Origin of the sequence: Bacillus sp. FSL K6-1284 (assembly GCF_038002625.1) — a bacterium.
GTDB classification, from domain to species: domain Bacteria; phylum Bacillota; class Bacilli; order Bacillales; family Bacillaceae; genus Bacillus; species Bacillus paralicheniformis.
Genome location: NZ_JBBOCW010000001.1, coordinates 909,392 through 927,887, shown reverse-complemented (window position 1 = coordinate 927,887; position 18,496 = coordinate 909,392). Strand labels below are relative to the sequence as shown.

The 18,496-nt window shown below is 47.5% G+C and carries 17 protein-coding genes; 5 read left to right on the top strand and 12 right to left on the bottom strand.

Annotation, left to right across the window (positions count from 1 at the left end):
* Positions 1 to 14: 14 nt before the first annotated feature.
* From MHB72_RS04550 to MHB72_RS04540, 3 genes are all read right to left on the bottom strand, one after another.
* Complete coding sequence (locus tag MHB72_RS04550; RefSeq protein ID WP_216922050.1) at positions 15 to 626, bottom strand: NUDIX hydrolase; 612 nt, start codon at positions 624 to 626, stop codon at positions 15 to 17.
* A complete protein-coding gene (locus MHB72_RS04545) occupies positions 623 to 1,216 on the bottom strand; it encodes an NAD(P)H-dependent oxidoreductase (protein ID WP_026580626.1) in 594 nt (197 codons plus the stop codon). Before MHB72_RS04545 ends, MHB72_RS04550 begins: the two co-directional genes overlap by 4 nt.
* A 128-nt stretch (positions 1,217 to 1,344) precedes the next feature.
* Positions 1,345 to 2,817 (bottom strand): extracellular solute-binding protein, encoded by a 1,473-nt coding sequence (locus MHB72_RS04540; RefSeq protein ID WP_216922047.1) that lies wholly within the window; start codon positions 2,815 to 2,817, stop codon positions 1,345 to 1,347.
* Between the two features lie 50 nt (positions 2,818 to 2,867).
* Between MHB72_RS04540 and MHB72_RS04535 the strand changes: the two genes are divergently transcribed.
* Positions 2,868 to 3,713: a helix-turn-helix transcriptional regulator gene (locus tag MHB72_RS04535; protein ID WP_020450610.1), complete on the top strand. Its 846-nt coding sequence runs from the start codon at positions 2,868 to 2,870 to the stop codon at positions 3,711 to 3,713.
* Here MHB72_RS04535 and MHB72_RS04530 read toward each other — a convergent pair.
* From MHB72_RS04530 to MHB72_RS04515, 4 genes are all read right to left on the bottom strand, one after another.
* Complete coding sequence (locus MHB72_RS04530; protein ID WP_340901746.1) at positions 3,710 to 5,257, bottom strand: glycoside hydrolase family 43 protein; 1,548 nt, start codon at positions 5,255 to 5,257, stop codon at positions 3,710 to 3,712. The two genes, MHB72_RS04535 and MHB72_RS04530, sit on opposite strands and share 4 nt — an antisense overlap.
* Complete coding sequence (locus MHB72_RS04525; RefSeq protein ID WP_216922042.1) at positions 5,247 to 6,845, bottom strand: glycoside hydrolase family 43 protein; 1,599 nt, start codon at positions 6,843 to 6,845, stop codon at positions 5,247 to 5,249. The genes MHB72_RS04530 and MHB72_RS04525 overlap by 11 nt, the downstream gene beginning before the upstream one ends.
* Before the next feature lie 160 nt (positions 6,846 to 7,005).
* Complete coding sequence (locus MHB72_RS04520; protein WP_216922039.1) at positions 7,006 to 7,866, bottom strand: VOC family protein; 861 nt, start codon at positions 7,864 to 7,866, stop codon at positions 7,006 to 7,008.
* Positions 7,838 to 8,296 carry a DoxX family protein gene (locus MHB72_RS04515; protein WP_048350624.1) on the bottom strand — a complete coding sequence of 153 codons (459 nt, stop codon included), beginning with the start codon at positions 8,294 to 8,296 and terminating at the stop codon, positions 7,838 to 7,840. Before MHB72_RS04515 ends, MHB72_RS04520 begins: the two co-directional genes overlap by 29 nt.
* A 230-nt stretch (positions 8,297 to 8,526) precedes the next feature.
* On the opposite strand from MHB72_RS04515, the gene MHB72_RS04510 reads away from it, so the two are divergent.
* The 3 genes from MHB72_RS04510 (at position 8,527) to MHB72_RS04500 (ending at position 10,681) form a co-directional block, all read left to right on the top strand.
* On the top strand, positions 8,527 to 8,865 hold the full coding sequence (locus MHB72_RS04510; protein ID WP_020450605.1) for a winged helix-turn-helix transcriptional regulator: 339 nt from the start codon (positions 8,527 to 8,529) through the stop codon (positions 8,863 to 8,865).
* 153 nt (positions 8,866 to 9,018) lie between these two features.
* Positions 9,019 to 9,996: a glycosyltransferase family protein gene (locus tag MHB72_RS04505; RefSeq protein ID WP_023855896.1), complete on the top strand. Its 978-nt coding sequence runs from the start codon at positions 9,019 to 9,021 to the stop codon at positions 9,994 to 9,996.
* A 106-nt stretch (positions 9,997 to 10,102) separates the two neighbouring features.
* The gene (locus MHB72_RS04500) at positions 10,103 to 10,681 is read left to right on the top strand and encodes a class I SAM-dependent methyltransferase (protein WP_026580631.1); all 579 of its coding nucleotides are present in this window, start codon (positions 10,103 to 10,105) and stop codon (positions 10,679 to 10,681) included.
* Between the two features lie 149 nt (positions 10,682 to 10,830).
* On the opposite strand, the gene MHB72_RS04495 is transcribed toward MHB72_RS04500, so the two are convergent.
* From MHB72_RS04495 to glvA, 3 genes are all read right to left on the bottom strand, one after another.
* Positions 10,831 to 12,423, bottom strand: coding sequence for an alpha-glucoside-specific PTS transporter subunit IIBC (locus MHB72_RS04495; RefSeq protein WP_025810194.1), 1,593 nt, complete (start codon positions 12,421 to 12,423; stop codon positions 10,831 to 10,833).
* Between the two features lie 15 nt (positions 12,424 to 12,438).
* Positions 12,439 to 13,209, bottom strand: coding sequence for a MurR/RpiR family transcriptional regulator (locus MHB72_RS04490; protein WP_065644606.1), 771 nt, complete (start codon positions 13,207 to 13,209; stop codon positions 12,439 to 12,441).
* Positions 13,210 to 13,316: 107 nt separating this feature from the next.
* The gene (glvA, locus tag MHB72_RS04485; protein ID WP_020450600.1) at positions 13,317 to 14,666 is read right to left on the bottom strand and encodes a maltose-6'-phosphate glucosidase; all 1,350 of its coding nucleotides are present in this window, start codon (positions 14,664 to 14,666) and stop codon (positions 13,317 to 13,319) included.
* Between the two features lie 182 nt (positions 14,667 to 14,848).
* Between glvA and MHB72_RS04480 the strand changes: the two genes are divergently transcribed.
* On the top strand, positions 14,849 to 15,178 hold the full coding sequence (locus MHB72_RS04480) for a YnfA family protein (RefSeq protein ID WP_161513128.1): 330 nt from the start codon (positions 14,849 to 14,851) through the stop codon (positions 15,176 to 15,178).
* Here MHB72_RS04480 and MHB72_RS04475 read toward each other — a convergent pair.
* On the bottom strand, positions 15,175 to 17,010 hold the full coding sequence (locus MHB72_RS04475; protein ID WP_216922036.1) for a sigma-54-dependent Fis family transcriptional regulator: 1,836 nt from the start codon (positions 17,008 to 17,010) through the stop codon (positions 15,175 to 15,177). The two genes, MHB72_RS04480 and MHB72_RS04475, sit on opposite strands and share 4 nt — an antisense overlap.
* Before the next feature lie 102 nt (positions 17,011 to 17,112).
* The gene (gene lpdA, locus MHB72_RS04470; RefSeq protein ID WP_216922033.1) at positions 17,113 to 18,489 is read right to left on the bottom strand and encodes a dihydrolipoyl dehydrogenase; all 1,377 of its coding nucleotides are present in this window, start codon (positions 18,487 to 18,489) and stop codon (positions 17,113 to 17,115) included.
* Positions 18,490 to 18,496 lie beyond the last annotated feature (7 nt).

Here is an 18,496-nt window from a genome sequence, read left to right as displayed (position 1 = left end):
TGTCTGTTCCTCCCCTAGTCGCAATACACTGCATCATGCTTTCCAAAAAGGTATTCGATCTGTTCATACGTATTCCTTGCTTCAGATAATTCAGGCAGATTCTCCAATGGGAAAAAACCAAGGTTTTGCGTTTCCATCCCCGCTTCCGCCTTGCCTCCGACAATTTGACAGGCAATAAACAGCTTATAGATGTGGAAGGCGGAAGGAGGGTGGTTGTGGCGCTTTTTATCCATGACCGCCAAAAGTTTGTGCGCCTTGACTTTCAAACCTGTCTCTTCAAGCGTTTCTTTAACCGCAATTTCTTTCGGCGTAAAGCCGATGTCTGCCCATCCGCCTGGCAGCGCCCATTTACCGTCTGCTTTTTCCTGGACAAGGAGGAGCTTATGATCTTTAAAAATCACGGCTCTCACATCGACTTTAGGTGTTTGATAGCCTGATTCTCCGGCAAAAAGCTCTTTCACTTTTGAGAAATCGGTTTCCGCATAATCGGCGATAATTTCACAGCTCAACTCGCGAAGCCGCTCAAAACGTTCACGATCAAAGTCATCTTTTGTATAGGCAAGCCCCGCCTGGGCGATGGCTTGAATTTCCTTTGCCCAATCCAGCCATTTCAGATTCTTTTTCATTCGCTGATCCCCCGATCTGCAGGAGCTATAGACCGGTAGACACGGTCAAGCCATTGCGTTCGTTTTCCGTCGGAGCTGTCTTTCACACCGGCAAACAGCAGTCGCCTTACCCGCCGTACGCCGCAAAACTTCAACATCACATCTTTAACCGTCACCCAGTCGGCATCCCGCCGCCAAAACCGCAAATACCATGATGGGGCGTCAGCCGTGTAGTAAACCGAAGCCGTAGGCGCCTTCAGCAGGCCTTTTGGCAGCTTTCCTTGATATGTATAAGCTTCTCCGGCTACAAAAACGCGGTCAATAAATCCTTTCATGATCGCCGGCATCCCGCCCCACCAAAGCGGATAAATGAAAATCAGATGGTCGGCGTTTTTGACAATTCTTCGATATTCGGCGGTTTCCGGGTCGCGCTTCATATCAGAACGCCTTTTCTTTTCATCAAATAATAGAACGGGATCAAACCGGTCTCTATACAAATCAATGACGTCATAAGAATGCTTACCGTCCTCAAGCGCCTTTATGACTTGATTTAAAATGGCTCCGTTGAAACTGTTTGGATTTGGGTGTGCATATATAACGGCAGTCTGCATATCGCTTCCTCCTTTTCGTCCTTTGATGGAATTATATTGTTTATTTTGCAGAATTTAAAGAAAATGAACTTGGAGCAAATATGATGAAAAACCCTTTCCTTTTGAAAAAACGGAAAGGGTTTTTCTGTTTAGTTTGCCTTTTTCAGATCTTCATTCAGCTCTTTCATAATCGTTCCGCCGCCATGCTTCTCCCATTTTACGATTGCCTTGTCAAAGCTTTTTTCATTGATTTCCCCGAGAATAAATTTGAATGTGGCGTCATCGATGATTTTCTTCAATTCTGTTCCCCTGTCCATCTGTGCGGCGGAATACAGCGGTTCGGCCGGATTCTGGACTGCGATTGCCCGGTTGTCCTCCTCAAGCTTTTCATTTTTGGCGCGCAGTGGATCTTCAGCGCTTTTTAAAGCTTGTTTATTGATGCCGATCAGCTGGTTTAACGGCTGAATTTCCGCTTCCCACAGATGGTAGTATTCCTGTTTTCGAAAATAGCCGCTGTCGCCTTTCTTTTCATAGTGTACGCCTTCTATTCCATACAGCATTAAATTGTTGAGGTCTTCTTCAGCGATTCTGTCAAAAAATGCGAGAATTTTTTTGACCTCTTCTTCAGTCTTGACGCTTGATTTCGAAATGGCGAACATCCCGCCATGACCGCCGAGCGCCCATGTGCGCTCCTTGCCGTCGGGGCCTTTGATCCGGTTTGCGATCTCAAGCTGAAATTCGGGATTCAAAGCGAGTCCCTGATCACGCAAGTTCATGGCATCGCTCATTGCGCCGATGTAGATTCCCGCTTTTCCCTGAATCACTAAATCCTGCTGCTGCGTTTTGCTTGTCACCGCGAAGTCCCGGTTCATCAGGCCTTCTTCATAAAACTTTTTCATATATGCCATTGTGTCTTTATAGGCCTCATGCTTAAAATAAGGAAACAGATTTTCGTCTTTGTCGGTCCCCCATTCATTCGGTGCGCCAAAGTACGAAGCCAAGGTTTTAAACGCTCCGAAGGTGAGATCAGTGCGGTCGGCAAGACCGATCGTATCGTCTTTTCCGTTTTGATCGGGGTCCTGTTCTGTGAACGCTTTTGCTATTTTATAAAGGTCATCAACGGTTTCCGGCATTTCCAAGCCGAGATTGTCGAGCCAATCTTTCCGAATCACGACTCCCTGTCTGGCCATCGGCCTTTCTCTATAAATCCCGTAAACTTTGCCATCAACCGAGATATTTTTTAAAATGGTTTTATCAAGCGTTCTTAAATTCGGATAGTCTTTTAAATACGGACCGATTTCCCAGAACATTCCCGAACGCAGCGCGCTGACAACCGCTGAATCTTCAAGATCAGGCAATGTCATCACTTTAGGCATGCTTCCGCCAGCAAGCGTTGTATTGATCCGCTCTTCTTTTGTTGAATCCTGAACCCAAATGAGCTTCAGCTTTGTATTCGTTTTGTCTTCAATGATATCAAGCGCCTTCTCCTTCGGAGGCTGCGGCGTGTGGAGCGGTACGAGCCAATCGATTTCAAGCGCCCCGCCCTCTTCCGTTGACGCCTTTTGCTGCGTGCAGCCCGCTGAAAAAACCAAGATCAAGATCAGGCAACATAACTTTTTCATATGATCCCTCCCGCTTGATAAGAAAACGTTTTCAAGGAGGAATGCCCGACATGCTCCATCCTAAATATTTCATAGCCGAGCATTCTTTTTCGATTCAATATATGCAGAGAAAAGGATTTACCGAGATGAACGCGCCGCATGTTCATGAAGGCTATGAACTGTATTATCTGCTCAGCGGAGAACGCACGTATTTTATTAACCAAAGCGTCTATACCGCGGAAAAAGGCTCGATGATCATCATCAACCCCCACGACCTCCACCGAACGTCAAGCACGGAAGTTCAAGAGTTCGAACGCATCCTGATTAATTTCTCGCACAATTTCATTGAACCATTGCTTGAGTGCAGCCATTATCGGCTGCTTCCGTTTCCGGAACATCAAAATTTCATCGCATTTTCCCTCCGCGAACAGGCGGCAGTCGAACATCTGTTGATGGAGATGAAGAAGGAGTGCAAGCTGAAAAAAGAAGGACACGAAGATGTCGTGAGGGCGCTGCTGTTTCAGCTGCTTTTTACCATTTACCGGAGCCTTGCGGGCGGCGGACGCAATCAAACACGGCCGCTTCACCCGATGGATGAAAAAATCTCGGAAATCGCTTCATATATCAATGGCAGCTTTCAAGAAACGATGACATTAAACGGGCTGGCCGGACAATTTTATATCAGCCCATCATATTTAAGCAGAGTGTTTAAAAAAGTGACCGGCTTTCATCTTCAGGAGTATATCCGGCATATCAGAATCCGAGAAGCGAAAAAACGGCTTCGTGATACAGACGAGAAAATATTGGACATCGCCGCGGATACCGGTTTTAAGCATATCAGCCACTTTAATAAAGTATTTAAAGAAATCGTCGGCATCCCGCCGCTTCAATACAGGAAAAAAAGCAGAGACATTTAATATGCGGCATAACGGAACCAGTCAAAATCAGCGACGGCCTTTCTGCCGCTTCCGCCATTATTGGCGAATACCCCCACCATCGTTCCCGTATGTCCTTTTGCGTCACGCGACCCCTCATCGCTTAAGAAACGGGCATCATAAGTACCGCCTGCGTGATGCCAATGCTTCCCTTCATAACTGTAGTAAAAATCCCTCTTTTGCTTATTGATGACGGCTTTTAAATACAGCGGGCCGGCTTCGGCATGTTTTTCCCCAAGCGTTTTTTGGAAGCCGGAGCGATTTTCCATGACCTTGATCTTTAATCCTTCTTGATAGGTCAGACAGCATTTCAAATAATTATGCGTGCTGTAGTAGCAGACGATCCCCGCTTGCTCGCCGGACGCCGCAGGTGAAAAGTCGAGTTTCACGCCGGCGCTGTATTGGTGGTGCTTTTCCCTTCTGACGACCGTATTTTTTGCGCGGATGTCGTGTAAATCCCAATCACCTGTCCATAGCCTGAGATATCCCGGTCTTTCGGTCAAAGACCAGCCTGAATGGTCGGGATTTCTGACAAACTGCCAGTCAAGACCGAGCGTATCATCGTCAAAATCGTCGAAAGTCTTTTCATCCCATTTGACCGGAGGAAGGTTGGGAGCGCGCTGGATCAGACTCGGGCCGTTCAAGCCGTTGATGACAAACCAGCCGTCATCCTTCCATTCGACGGGATCCAAAGCGGTCTCTCTGCCAACCGTTGTATAGTTTCCCTCATTGGGCCGCCCGCATAGATACACCGCCCACCATTCTCCATTCTGGGTTTCAACGAGCTTGCCGTGCCCCGCTCTTTGAATCGGAGCATCCGGGTCTGTCTGCGTTAATATCGGGTTATACGGGCAGGGCTCATAAGGACCGTACAAATGCGTCGAGCGGGCTGTCGTGATCGAGTGGGAATATCCGGTGCCTCCTTCCGCCAATATCGCATAGTAATACCCGTCTTTTTTCAGCACATGCGGCCCTTCAGGCGCCCTTCTGCCGGTCCCTTCCCAAATCTGAACCGGCTCGCCGGAAACTTCTGTGCACTCGTCATTTAAAGGAAAGAGCGTGCAAGCAGGACTGAGCAGCATATAGTGTTTCCCGTCGTCATCAACAAAGTGAGACGGATCGATGCCGCTTCCTTCATCAATGAAAACGGGCTTTGAATAAGGGCCTTCAGGACGGCTGGACTTGATCATGATCTGCCTGCGGATCAGCTCTCGTCCGTTGATGACGGTCGGTCCGTTCAGCCTGTGTGTCGCGAAAATGTAGAAGGTTCCGTCATGATACGAGATATCGGGCGCCCAAATGCCGTGTGAATCATTGATATCAGACAGACCCAATCCGTCATTCTCCGTAATTCCGTGGCCGATGATCTTCCAATGGACTAAATCTTTAGAGTGGGAAATAACGATTGCCGGGAAATACTGAAATGTTGAGTTCACCATGTAAAAATCTTCCCCGACTCTGATAATTGAAGGATCTGGGTGAAAACCGGTCAACACCGGGTTCGTATATGTGTGTTCACCATTCATGACATTCGCCTCCTGCCGGTTCGACCCTGAACCAATCGATATCGCACCAGCCATCCTGTCCGTCTGCTTCTCCGGTATCCGTGCAATATACACCTGCCTTGGCACCCGTCCATCGCCCGGGAACAGCCTGAAACGAATCCCCAATCTGTGTGAAATGACGCTGATCCATGCTGTAGCTGAAACGGCACACCGCCTGTTCATCAACAGTCACGCGCAAATAGACCGTTTCCGCCTGTACACCGTACTCTTCTGTTTTGACATCTTTCTGTTCACCTTCCATACGGCCTTTGTATACAGAAAGCCGATAGCCGTTTTCCGATTTCGAAAAGCCGAGATAGGCGTATTCCCCTCCCATTACAGCCAAGCCGGCCAGCATAGTGTCCGAGAAGGCGTTTAGCGACAATTTGACCGTTGCTGTAAAGCTTGGGCCCGAAAATTTCTGCATCAGAAGGTTCGGCAGACGGCTCAGTTTGAACGGATGCGGGATGCCGCGGCTGTACAAGCGAAGCCGGCCGGGACTGGCGCTGAGAGAGTACCAGTCTTGCTTCGGATTCGCTTCCCATTGCCAATGAAGCGCAAGGCGATCTGAAGAAAAATCATCATTGGCATGGTCAAAGGGCTGTTTCACTTCTTTGGCGTTTGTCTTCGGCTTTTCCCATTGCAAAACCGGTTCGCCGATCCCGTCGCCGTCTATGTCTTCGCCCATCAACGGCCAGCCGTCGATCCAGCGGACAGGTTGAAGGTGCACTACTCTGCCGAATGCTCCGCGATCTTGAAAGTGGATAAACCATGATTCTTCGGAATCAAGCTCAATCCAGCCTCCCTGGTGCGGACCGTTAATCGCTGTATTTCCTTGGTGGAGGACAACCTTATCTTTATAGGGACCGTAAATCTGCTTGCTCCGCAAAACCGTCTGCCAGCCTGTCTTCACCCCTCCGGCCGGGGCAAAGATATAATAATAGCCGTCTTTTTTATACAGTTTCGGCCCTTCAATGGTAGGGTGGTTCAGCGTACCGTCAAAGACGATCTCGCCATCGTCTTCCAATGCCGTTCCGTCTTTTTTCATTCGGCAGAGATTCAGCTTGCTCTTGATTCCGATTCTGCTGTTGGCATAGGCGTGGATCAAATAGGCATTTCCGTCGTCATCCCAAAATGGACAAGGATCAATCCAGCCCTTTGTCTTTTTGACGTGTATGAGAGGCTCCCATCCTTTAAACGGATCTGATGTTTTGCTCATAAAGATTCCCTCATCAGGCGTAGCGAAATACACCAGGAATTCCCCGTTATGGTACCGAATGCTCGGCGCCCATGCTCCTTTGCCGTGAGCAGGGGCCTCGTATTCGCCGAAGGGGAGCTCGTCAAACACATGGCTGATCAAAGACCAATTCACCAAATCTGTCGAGTGCAAAACGGGAATTCCGGGAAAACAGGAAAAACTCGAGGCCGCCATAAAAAAGTCGCTGCCTTTCCGAACGACATCGGGATCTGAGTAGTCCATGAAAAGAACGGGATTGCAAAACCGCCCGCCGTCAACATTCGGATTCCAGACAGGCGGATGTTTCGCCTTGCCAGTCAGGCTTTTTGCCATCAACCTTCACCCCTGTTTCATTTTCAATTTTTTAAATTCATGTTAGCACAGCTGCCGCCCCTGAATCTTTGTTATTAATGTCTGTTTATTCTCATTCTTTGCTATTGTTGTCCTTTGATTGAATGGCATAAAAAAAAGGCGAAACTAAAGTTTCGCCTTTTCAAGCAGTCAACCTGATATCAATGCCTGAAGCCGGGTCTTTAACAAACCATGCGTTTTCTTGATGCTCAACGGCATAACCTGAGCTTTTCAGATTTTTCACGATGCGGTCCAGTTCCGCCTGACTCGAGAGAAGAACCGTGTAATATGCCATGCCTGCCGCATTAAGTGGAGCAAATGGCGCATGTTGTCCGGCCCAGATGTTTAAGCCGATATGGTGATGGTAGCCTCCGGCAGAGACGAAAAGCGCTGACATGTGTTGATAATCTCCTGTAATATCAAATCCCAGCACAGAGTGGTAAAATTCTTTCGCCAGCTTTAAATCCTTGACATGAAAATGGACGTGTCCGATTTTTGTTTCAGGGGGAAGACCTTGCCATTCTTGACCATCGGCTTCTTCAAGAAGACCTTGGACATCAACCGGCTCCGTACCCATTACGTAGTTCCCCTGTTCATCACGCTTCCAGCCCTCGCGCGGGCGGTCCCGGTAGATTTCAATTCCGTTTTGATCAGGATCTGACAAGTAAAGCGCCTCGCTGACAAGGTGATCTCCCTGGCCGAGTTCAATGCCGGAGCGGAGCAAATGCTTCACAGCCATGCCGAGCTGCTTGCGATTTGGAAGCAAAATGGCAAAATGATAAAGGCCTGCTGCCGATCTTTCAGGCAGCACAACAGCATTTGGAATTTCCTCAATAATCAGAAGCGGATTTTTCCCGTCAACTGTGAACTCCGCCGTTTTTCCGTCACGTTTTAATACTTGAAAACCGATCACATCCCTGTAAAAAGAAACCGATCTTTCAAGACGGCTCACCTTCAGCTTCACATATCCGAGCTCAGTGCCCGGGTGGATTTGCTGCGTCATCTGTTTTTCCTTCTTTCCTTGGTTTCTCCTGCCCTTTGGAACGGAATAAACCATCAAGAGACAGCATGCGGCTTCCGCTCAAGCCCAAGTATATAGACATTGCAAGAAGCGCTACATCAAATTCATAGCCTGCGCCTCCATCCGTTCCCATGAATCCGGCGGATAGCTTAACAGTGAAAATGGCCCCCAGCATGACAATCGCAAATAAAAGGCCAATCACACGCGTACCGAGTCCGAGAATCATTAAAGCCCCTCCGGCCAATTCGATAATCGCTACGATATAGGCGAGAAAGCCCGGAATTCCGACACTGCTGAAAAATCCTACAGTATTTTCAATCCCGCCTTGAAATTTTGAAAGACCGTGAAGCAAAAATGTAAGACCTGTAACCAAACGTAAAATAAATGCACCTAATTCGTATTTGTTGTTCATTATTTTCTCCTCTAGTTTATTTTTTATTTGAAAGACCAATGACGTACACCAACTTTATCCATCTATCAACATATCATCCGCATAAGAAGTCTGCAGTGTCCTCCTTTTTTCGTTCGTTACTTACTTTGTGTAAGTTAGTATATATAAATAAGAAACTTACGTCAAGACATTTTATGAGCTTTGCTCATTCATTGATATACCGTTATAATAGACCTAGAGAGGTGAGAAATATGAGCCTATCATCTTTATGTCCGAAATTCGAAAAAGGAATGAAAATGATAAGTCAGCGCTGGAATGGATTCATCATTCACCAGCTTCTTAACGGCCCGCAGCGGTTTTGCCATATAGAATCTTCCCTTCCCATCAGCGGAAGGCTGTTATCCGAAAGATTAAAAGAACTCGAACACGAAGGCATCATCCATCGGCACGTGTATCCAGAAACTCCGGTGCGGATCGAATACTCCCTGACTGAAAAAGGACAGGCGCTCGAATCGGTCCTTAAAGGAATGGAAAAATGGTCGCAGGAATGGATCGATCCGGACGGCGCCAATGAACGGGAAAATCATTAAAAAAGGCGTGCATCTCAGGTGCATCGCCTTTTTGTTTTGCCGTTTTATTCCGCATATTTTTCAGATCCCCGCCTTTTTCATGCTTGCCTGAACATCAATTTTTAATCCTCATATATTAAATAGGGAAAGATTACTTCCTGAGAGGAGAAAGAAATGCGGAGATGCTTGAAAATATTAGTTCTGATTAAAACGTTTTGGAAGACCATGCCCAAACATGAAGTAAAGTATAAAATGATGAAATCTCTGGAGGAGTTTGCCGAAGTCATGTACTGGCATACAGACGGCTATCTTCCGGATATTTTGGACAAAATCCAATTTCGCCCTGATTTCATTTTCCACTACGACATTGCCTACGGCTTCTCATTATCCCCAAACATAAGGGGGCTCAAGGATACAAACATCCCCACCGGCGCGTTTGTGATCGATTCTCATTTTAATCAACAGATCAGAAGCAGCTATTTCGAAGAAAACCAAATTGATTTAATTTTTTCAGTGACAAAAGAGCATTTTTTAAATGAATATCCCCAGTATGAAGAAAAATTCAGATGGGTTCCATGGGCAGTTGATCCAGAAATATTCAAGGACTGGAAGTTGAAAAAAACGATAGACTATTTGCTCATGGGGCTCGTGCATGAAGGAAACAAAAGATACCCCCCAAAAGGAAAATACCTTTTTAGGGAAGCTGTACTGCAGACCATGAAGCATGAAGAAGGGTTTGTTCACCACCCCCATCCCGGCAATGTCATAACTGATGAAGAAGAAATCAAGCAGGCTTTTTTGAATGAAAAGTATGCCCAGGAACTGAACAGGGCCAAGATATTTTTCACGTGCGGAAGCACCCTTCGCTATCCGTTGTTGAAATTTTTTGAAGCTCCTGCCTGCAGAACGTTGTTGCTGGCGGAACCAAATCAAGATATTTACGATCTTGGTTTTAAAGACGGCACCCATTTCATTGCTTGTGAAGTTGAAGACTTTTATGATAAAGCAAAATACTATCTTCAAAACGAAAAAGAAAGGCAGCGTATCACAGACAACGGCTACCGTCTCGTTCATTCGCGGCATACCTATCATGCGCGCGCACAAGAAATAGCAGACGCGATAATAGATTTTTTGGAGCAGCGGAAACGGTGATGAATGGATCCATTTTTCTTATCCGGCGGGATTGTTCCCGCACGCATTTTCTTTTCGGACATATATTTCTATTACTGATGATTTAAAAGATTTCGAGGTGAAAAACATGGGAACGGAAATGCCCGCTGAGTTTTATGATCAATTTATTGACCGACATCTGATTCCGCTTGAAAAAAGCCCTTGGAAAAAGGTGTATGAAGAAGCTGCACGTCTATTGCCGGAGTCCAAAGATGAAACGATTGTTGATATTGGCTGCGGCACAGGGAGATTCGCAAAGCTTTTATATGACAAAGGATACAGAAAATATTTAGGCATCGATTTTTCCAAAGGAATGCTTGAAGAAGCCAAAAGGTATAATCCCTCGTTTACTTTCATCGAAGGGAATGTATATGACGAGGCGATCGTCCGGATGCTGCAAAAATACAATGTTTTTGTTTTGCTGGAAGTATTAGAGCATATCGAGAAAGACAAGGCGTTTTTATCAAGTCTTCCTCAAGGGAGCGATATGGTGATTTCTGTGCCTAACTATGATTCTCGCGCCCATGTCCGCCACTTCAAACATATTGACGAAGTCATCGAAAGATACGACGGCATATTGGATTTTCAGGGCAGCGAAAAAGTCGTCATTAAAACATCTGAACAGCTGAAGAATGAAATTTACGTGCTGAACTGCAAAAAAAGATAATAAACGGGAATTGGCATGCAGCGAGCTAATGCGGATAACCTGTGAAGCGTTAGCTTGTCTCTGCATCAAAAGAGCATCCCCCAATCGTACATGCAAGTCTCCGCAACTTGCATTTGTCGTTTCAGGAGATGCTATTTTCCCCGGCACAATTATGATTGATCCAGCAGCTTCTCAACCCTTTCACGGACTTGCGGAACCGAAAGACCGATGATAATTTGCAAGGCTTTTCCGTTTCTGACGACACCGTGAACGCCAAATGACTTAAACGTACTGTCCGGCTCCACTTTCGATTCATCATACACGCTGACTCTCAGTCTTGTCGCACAATTCGTCACTTCAGCTATGTTTTCTTTTCCGCCGAGCGCTTTGATGCAAAGAACCGCCTGATCGGTTTCATCCATTTCCTGCGCAGCAGAAACCTCTTTTTCGGACTCTTTTTTCGCCTTGTATTCTTTTTTCGAATAAAATTTGGTCTCCTGCTGCTGGTCTTTTTCACGCCCCGGTGTGGCGATATCCAATTTTACAATCAAGAACCTGAATACGAAGAAGTAAATGGCGGTGAAAGACAAGCCGATCAAAATTTGAAAAATATAAGTGCTGCCATGCTGATGAAACAGAGGGATCCAGTTGAGCGTTAAAATCTCGATTAAACCGCCGCCCATATTTCCGACAACCCCTGCAGCATACATCAAGGTTGCCATCGTCGCGGCCAAGAGACTGTGTACGAAAAACAGCAGCGGCGAAATGAACAAAAACGTAAATTCGATCGGCTCCGTGATCCCCGCAATCACCGCTGTCAGCGTGATCGGAATCAGCAGACCGGCAACGATTTTCTTCTTTTCTTTTTTGGCTGTTACATAGATCGCGAGCGCGATCCCCAGAATTCCGAAGATTTTAGAGTTTCCGTGGAGCGCGAATCCGCCTTGAGGAAAGAGCTCTTTCAACGGCTCAGAGCTTGCCGAGAACTCGCTGAGATGCTGCGCCCAATAGGTGACAATTCCGCCTTCAACTACGGCCGGGCCGAAAACAAATGGCGTGTAGATGAAGTGATGCAGGCCTGTAGGGATCAAAATTCTTTCCAAAAATGTGTAAACCCATACACCGAATGCTCCTGAGGCGACAAGGAAGCTTTGCAGCGACGCAATGCCGCCCTGCACCATCGGCCAAATCCACGCGGTCGCAAGCGCTACCGGAAGCATGATCGCAAATGAAATGATAACGACAAATGAAGAGCCTTGAAATATTCCTAAAAAATCGGGCAGCTTCTTATCAAAGTAGCGATTGTGGATATAAACGACAATCGATGAAATCAGAATCGCCCCGATAATGTTCGTATCAAGGGTTTTGATGCCGGCGATTTCCGCAAGTCCGCTTGTTCCTCCGGCTTCCTGTGTCATATCAACACCGAAAAAATCGCCCCATACTGTCAAAATGGCGCTGACAAAATAATTGAAGGTCAGATAGGTAGTAAGCGCTTCCAAACATGCCCTCGCCTGCGCTTTTTTCGCCAGTGCGATCGGAATTCCGACCGCAAACAGCAGCGGCATTTGCCTGAAGACAGTCCAGCCGCCTTCTTCAAGGATATACCAGAATTGATACCAAAAGGTGTCCTGACGGGCAAGCGCTCCCATCAGCTGCTCATTTTTAAATAATGTGCTGAGGCCCACGACGATCCCGGCAAAGGCAAATAGCAAAACCGGCACAAACATGGCGCTTCCGAATCGCTGTACTTTTTGCATCAATGCGAATCCCCCCTGTTATTCCTGATTTTTCTTTTCTTCAGCATAGTCGACATAGCTGCGAAACAGCGCTTCCCCAACGAGAAAAAAGGGCGCAAAAGCTGTCAGCTCCGTTTTTGGATAAACCGTCACCGTCTGGCTCGGCGCATAGAGATTGTAAGGCGTGAGCTGGGCGAGCAGATTATTTTTCAAATTAGTCAAAGAGATAAAAGGAATGCCTTTTGCCGACAGAGACTGTGCCTGCGGAATCAGCGACGGGGTTTCTCCTGACAGCGAAATGATGATGATCAGATCGGCCGGGCTAAAATCAGGAAACATGAGGTCGAAATCGATTTGATCTTTGATCACCGTCAAATAACGGTGCTGAGAAACAAACATTCGCTGCAGCTCATAAGCGCACGTGGTCTGAGCCGTACCTGAACCATAGACAAAAATGCGGTCTGCTTCGTCAATGAGCTGACACATCTTGCGCAAATCCGTATTTTTCAAATACTTCATGCTTGCTTCCATATCCCTCATGAGGCTTTCAAAGGAACGGCAATCTTCCCGCTCTTCTTCCCGTTTCTCGGCCTCCCATTTCAGAAACACCCTGAACTCGCTGTACCCGCTGAAATCCAATTTTTGAGAAAGCCTTAAAATCGATGTGCGGGATACGTTGCATTTCTTTGCTAATTCGTTGATGCCCAGCTTGTAGCAAGTGTCTTGATGGTTCAAAATATATTTCAAAACATGAAAGTCGTTTTCGTTCAATTTTTTATAATGCTTGTTCATTAATTCTTCCAACTGCATCATTTTCACCCCATTTATTCTCTGTCTCTATTATATAAAATACGAGAATAAATGGGAGATATGCCTGGGCTGGCCGGTATGGCTCAGGAGCCCAGGCGCTTTCATCCTTAAAGCGACGGCTGAAGATGTTCCGCGGAGAGCTCCGGCCAATATGCTTTGTTCGCTTCAATCAGATCATCGAGAATCAGTTTAGCTGTTCTTGCATTCGGCACGGTGCGCGACAAAATCAGAGCCTGCCAAAGCTTTTGATACGATTTTTCAATCCAGGCTTCAACGACAAGCTTTTCAACAGACACCTGCTGTTCCATCAGCCCTTTTTGGAACTGCGGTATCTTGCCGATTGTGATCGGCTCCGGACCGTTTTTGCCGACAATGCAAGGCACCTCAACCATCGCCGATGAATCGAAGTTTTGGATCGCTCCGTTATTTTCAACAATTAACAGCATCCGTTCACCGGTATTAAAAGCAAGGGCGCGCGCAAGGTCGACAATATATGAAGCATGATCATCAATTTTGATTTTGCTGCCGGCGCTGGATTGGGCTTTTGCGATTTTTTCACACTCGCCGAAAATGAATTTTTCCCGCCCTTCCATTACTTCGTTCGCCCGCGTGAATTCAGGGTTTGATTTTTTCACCATGTCATCGGGATAAAAATAATATTGCAAATACGTATTTGGAAGCGTCTCAGGATCGAGTTCATATACTTCCCTCGCTTTTTTGAACGTGTCGTTCCAGCTGGCCTCAGCCTTTTCATGTTCGTGTTCAGGAATATAGCCGAACTTCCCGACGTGCTCCTTAATCGCCGGCATCAGATCATTGCCGTTTTTATCACAAATTGACGTCCACCAGCCAAAATGATTAAGACCGTAATAACGGACGACCATCTCTTTTCGTGATGACAGCCCGAGAATTTGAGCCATCCTGTCTTCGATACCGATCGGCATATCGCAAATGTTCAGCACTTTTGATGTCGGCCGCAGCCTTCTCGTCGCTTCGGCAACGATTGCAGCCGGGTTTGAATAGTTCAGCATCCACGCATCAGGTGAATAAGTTTCCATATAATCAATGAGCTCAAGGACGCCGCCAATCGACCTCATTCCGTACGCAATCCCTCCGGGTCCGCACGTCTCCTGGCCGACGACTCCGTATTTCAGAGGGATCTTTTCATCGAGCTCGCGCATCGCATATTTGCCCACTCTGATATGAGCCATGACAAAATCAACATCGGAAAACGCCTCTTCCGGATCGGTTGTCGCTAAAAATTGAATGTGCGGAGCCCTTTCTCGAACCAACACTTCACAGGCGCCGGCTATCTTGTCTTGCCGCTCCCCATCATTGTCATACAATTTCAGCTGTCGGATCGGGAAATCATCCAAATTGTCCAAGAGCATCAATACAATCCCCGGGGTAAATGTGCTTCCTCCGCCTGCAATGACAATCGAATACGTTTTATCCATTTTTAAAGCCCCCTTATAAGCGTTTACAATTTACTTATATCATGCTGAAGGAGCCGTTCCAACAGGTTCGGGAAAGACAGTTCCTATACTCGCGTTCTGTTTATTTTCCCGAAAAACGGGAACTTTCCCGGCCGTTTTATGTCGTGTAGAATAAAGGCAATTCACTGAATTGGAGTGTGTTGTTGATGCTGATCGCAATCGGTTTATTTTTGCTGGCGGGCTTGGCTGAAATCGGCGGGGGCTATCTCGTATGGCTGTGGCTGAGGGAAGCCAAACCGCTGTGGTACGGGGTAGCCGGAGGGCTGACTTTAATCATTTACGGCATAATCCCGGCTTTTCAGGCGTTTCCATCGTTCGGGCGCGTCTATGCCGCGTACGGGGGCGTATTTATTATTCTGGCTGTGCTTTGGGGTTGGCTGGTGGACAAAAAAACCCCCGACCTCTATGATTGGGCCGGGGCCGTGATCTGTTTAGCCGGTGTCAGCGTCATGCTTTGGGCGCCGAGAGGTTAAAGGTTATACTTTCGAAGCCGCTTGTAAAATGTGCTTCTTGGAATTCCGGCCTGCTTAGCCGCTTCGGACACATTTCCTTTCGTTTTTTGCAAAGCTTCCATCATCGTTTGTTTTTGAACACGTTCTCTGAATGTGAGCCGGTCTTCTTCAGAAGCAGCGCCGCTTTTCCAATGGAGTCCGTCCAGCACCGCGCTGTATTGGAACGGGGCGATCAGCCCGCCGTCCGGAAATAAAACCCTGAGCCTTTCAAACGTATTAAAGAGCTCACGGACGTTTCCCGGCCAGTGATATTCTTGAAGCCGATTGAAAAAAATCGGCGGAAAATCGGCCTTCCACCCGTGTTGCTGCTGATAGTGGCGGAACAAATCAGGTATGTCCTCTTTGCGCTCTCTGAGCGGCGGTACTTTTACCGGATAAACATGAAGGCGGTAATACAGATCTTCACGTATCTTTCCTTTTTGGAGAAGATCTTTCAGATCACGGTGTGTTGCTGTGATGATTCTGATGTCGAGGGGAACTTCACGGGTTCCGCCGATCGGAGTGACCTTCCGCTCTTCGATGATCCTTAAGAGCGCCACTTGCATCTGATAAGGGATCTCACCGATTTCATCGAGAAAAATCGTACCGCGGTGAGCCTGTTCAAACTTCCCTTTTGAACCGCGGCGCTTTGCTCCTGTAAATGCACCTTCGGCATAGCCGAACAATTCGCTCTCCATCAGGCTTTCAGGAATGGCGCCGCAGTTGACGGCGATAAAAGGCCCGTTTCTCCGGGCGCTTGCCTGATGAATGGCCCTTGCGGCAAGTTCCTTTCCGGAGCCTGTCTCCCCCCATATGTATACATTCGCATCCGTCTGAGCCGCAAGCCTCATGTCGTTAAGCGCCTGCTGAAACGCCCGGCTTGTTCCTGTTTCTCCTGGATAGATGAAACGGGATGCGAGTGATGGAGCTGTTTTTTTGCGGGAGACTTCAGCCAGTGCCATCGACTTTCCGAGGGGCCTCCCGTCTTTTGCGGAGAAAATCGGCTGCTTGTGCACGCCGGCAAACCCGCGCTCATACAGATCATTGACATCCATTTTCCTCCAGTCGGAAAAACGTTCCCGCACCGATCTGCTCGCAGCTACGATTTTGTCTTTTTCATTGCAGACGATAAACGGCTGATCCGAATCGATTTTTTCAAGACAATGGCTGATGAGCTCGGCTTCGTTTTTTTTCTTGTGTACGCTGACCTCGCGCTCGATGGCGTGTGCGGCAGTAGCAGCCATCCCAAGCATAAAGGGATGCCTTCTATCCGTGAGACAGGAAATATCAATCAAACCCATAACGGTGCCGTCATCATCGCGAATCGGTGCAGCAGAACAGCTCCAATGATGGGATGCCACCGAAAAATGCTCGGTCCCGTGAATGGTGACAGCTTCGCCGATTTCAAGTGCGGTTCCGATGGCGTTCGTGCCGACTTCTGTTTCCGTCCAGCGCACCCCCTCAACAAAATTGATTTTTTTCGCCTCTTCAAGCGTCCTCAGGCATCCGGCCAAACTCAATACGTACCCGTCGGCATCGATCAAGAGCGCCATCATTTCCGACTCTTTTAATTCACGGCTGATATTGTGTAAATAAGGCAGGGCGATATCGAGGAATAACGAATGTTTCTTTTTTTGAGCGTTGAATAAATCCTTTTTTAAAATTGACTGTCCTTTATCTAAATACGGATTTACATTTCGGCTTTTGCAGCGGTACCATGATTCCATGACTCTTTTGTTCAAGCGGGCCTGGTCAAGGAGCCCCTCCTGAACAAAACGTTTCCACGTATTTAAATAGCAGGGCGTCGGATTCATTCCATCCTCTCCTAATGCTTTTTCCTCATTATATTATAAAAGCGCTTTCAATATCGATAAAAAAAACTCCGCACTTACCTGCTGTGCGAAGTTTTCCATTATTCAGCAATGAACCGCCTGGCCTGCGACTTGCAGCAAAGCTTCGTGAATCGTTTCCGAAAGAGTCGGATGGGCCGCGATGAAGTGCTCCATTGCGTCTGCCGTCAGCTCAGCGTGCATCATCACGGCTGCCTGGCCGATCAGTTCGGTTGCTCCCGGACCCACGATCGAAACCCCGACAATTTCCTGATACTCCGGCTCTGTGATGATTTTGACCTTTCCGGCAGCCTCATTTAAAATAAGTGCTTTTCCGTTTGAAGAAAACGGAAACTCACCGATACGAACATCCCCGTAGCGCTCCCTCGCCTTTTTTTCATTTAAGCCGACGCTTGCGATCTCAGGCGAGGTATAGATGCAGCGCGGAATGATTTCACTGTTGACCTTCATGTCTTTGCCCGAGGCATGGGATGCGGCGACGATTCCTTCGTGAAAGGCGGCATGCGCTAGCTGAACTCCGCCTGTGATATCCCCGCACGCATAAATATGCGGAATGTTTGTCTGCATATGCTGGTTGACTTGAATCCCTTTCCTGTCATATCGGACTCCGATATGCTCAAGCTTCAAATCAGCAGTTCTCGGTTTTCGGCCGACGGCGACCAGACATCGATCCGCTTGAATATTAAAGCTGTCATCGCCATTTTTCAGAAAGACGCGCTGCCGCGCAGGATCAAGACGCTCCACTTGTACAGATGTGAAAACACGGACGCCGGACTCTTCGAGACTTGTGTGCAGAAAGGCGGCAATATCCGGATCTTCCTCAGGCAAAATCTGTTCCGCTTGCTCGGCTATCACTACGTTCGCTCCCAACCTGCTGTATATACTGGCAAATTCACAACCGATGATTCCTCCGCCGATAATAAAAATTGTTTCAGGAATGGATGGCAATGACATGGCATCTCCGCTGTCGATGATCCAGCTCCCGTCAAAAGACGCAAAAGGCAGTGCGGCAGGTTCCGCTCCTGCCGCTATAATCACATGCCCGGCATTGATGACCTCCTGTTTTCCGTCCTTTTCAACAAGTATGTCGTGTTCCGACAAGAACGATGCTTTTCCTTGCAGCACCTTGATTTTGTTTTTATTCATCAAATATTTAATACCCCCGGCGAGCCGCTGAATGATCTCTCTTTTACGGCTTTGGACGGCCTCCCACTGAACCGTCGGGCTTTCGCCTGCCAGCCCGATGCCGAATGCGCCGGCGGACTTTACTTTCTCGAACATATCGGCGCTCTCAAGAAGCGCTTTTGTCGGTATGCACCCTTCATTTAAACACGTCCCTCCGAGGGGGCCATCTTCAATCAGGATGACTTCTCTGCTATTCTTGGCGGCTGTTATCGCCGCCACGTAACCCGCAGGTCCCCCTCCTATAATCGCGAGTGTCACAGTCTAT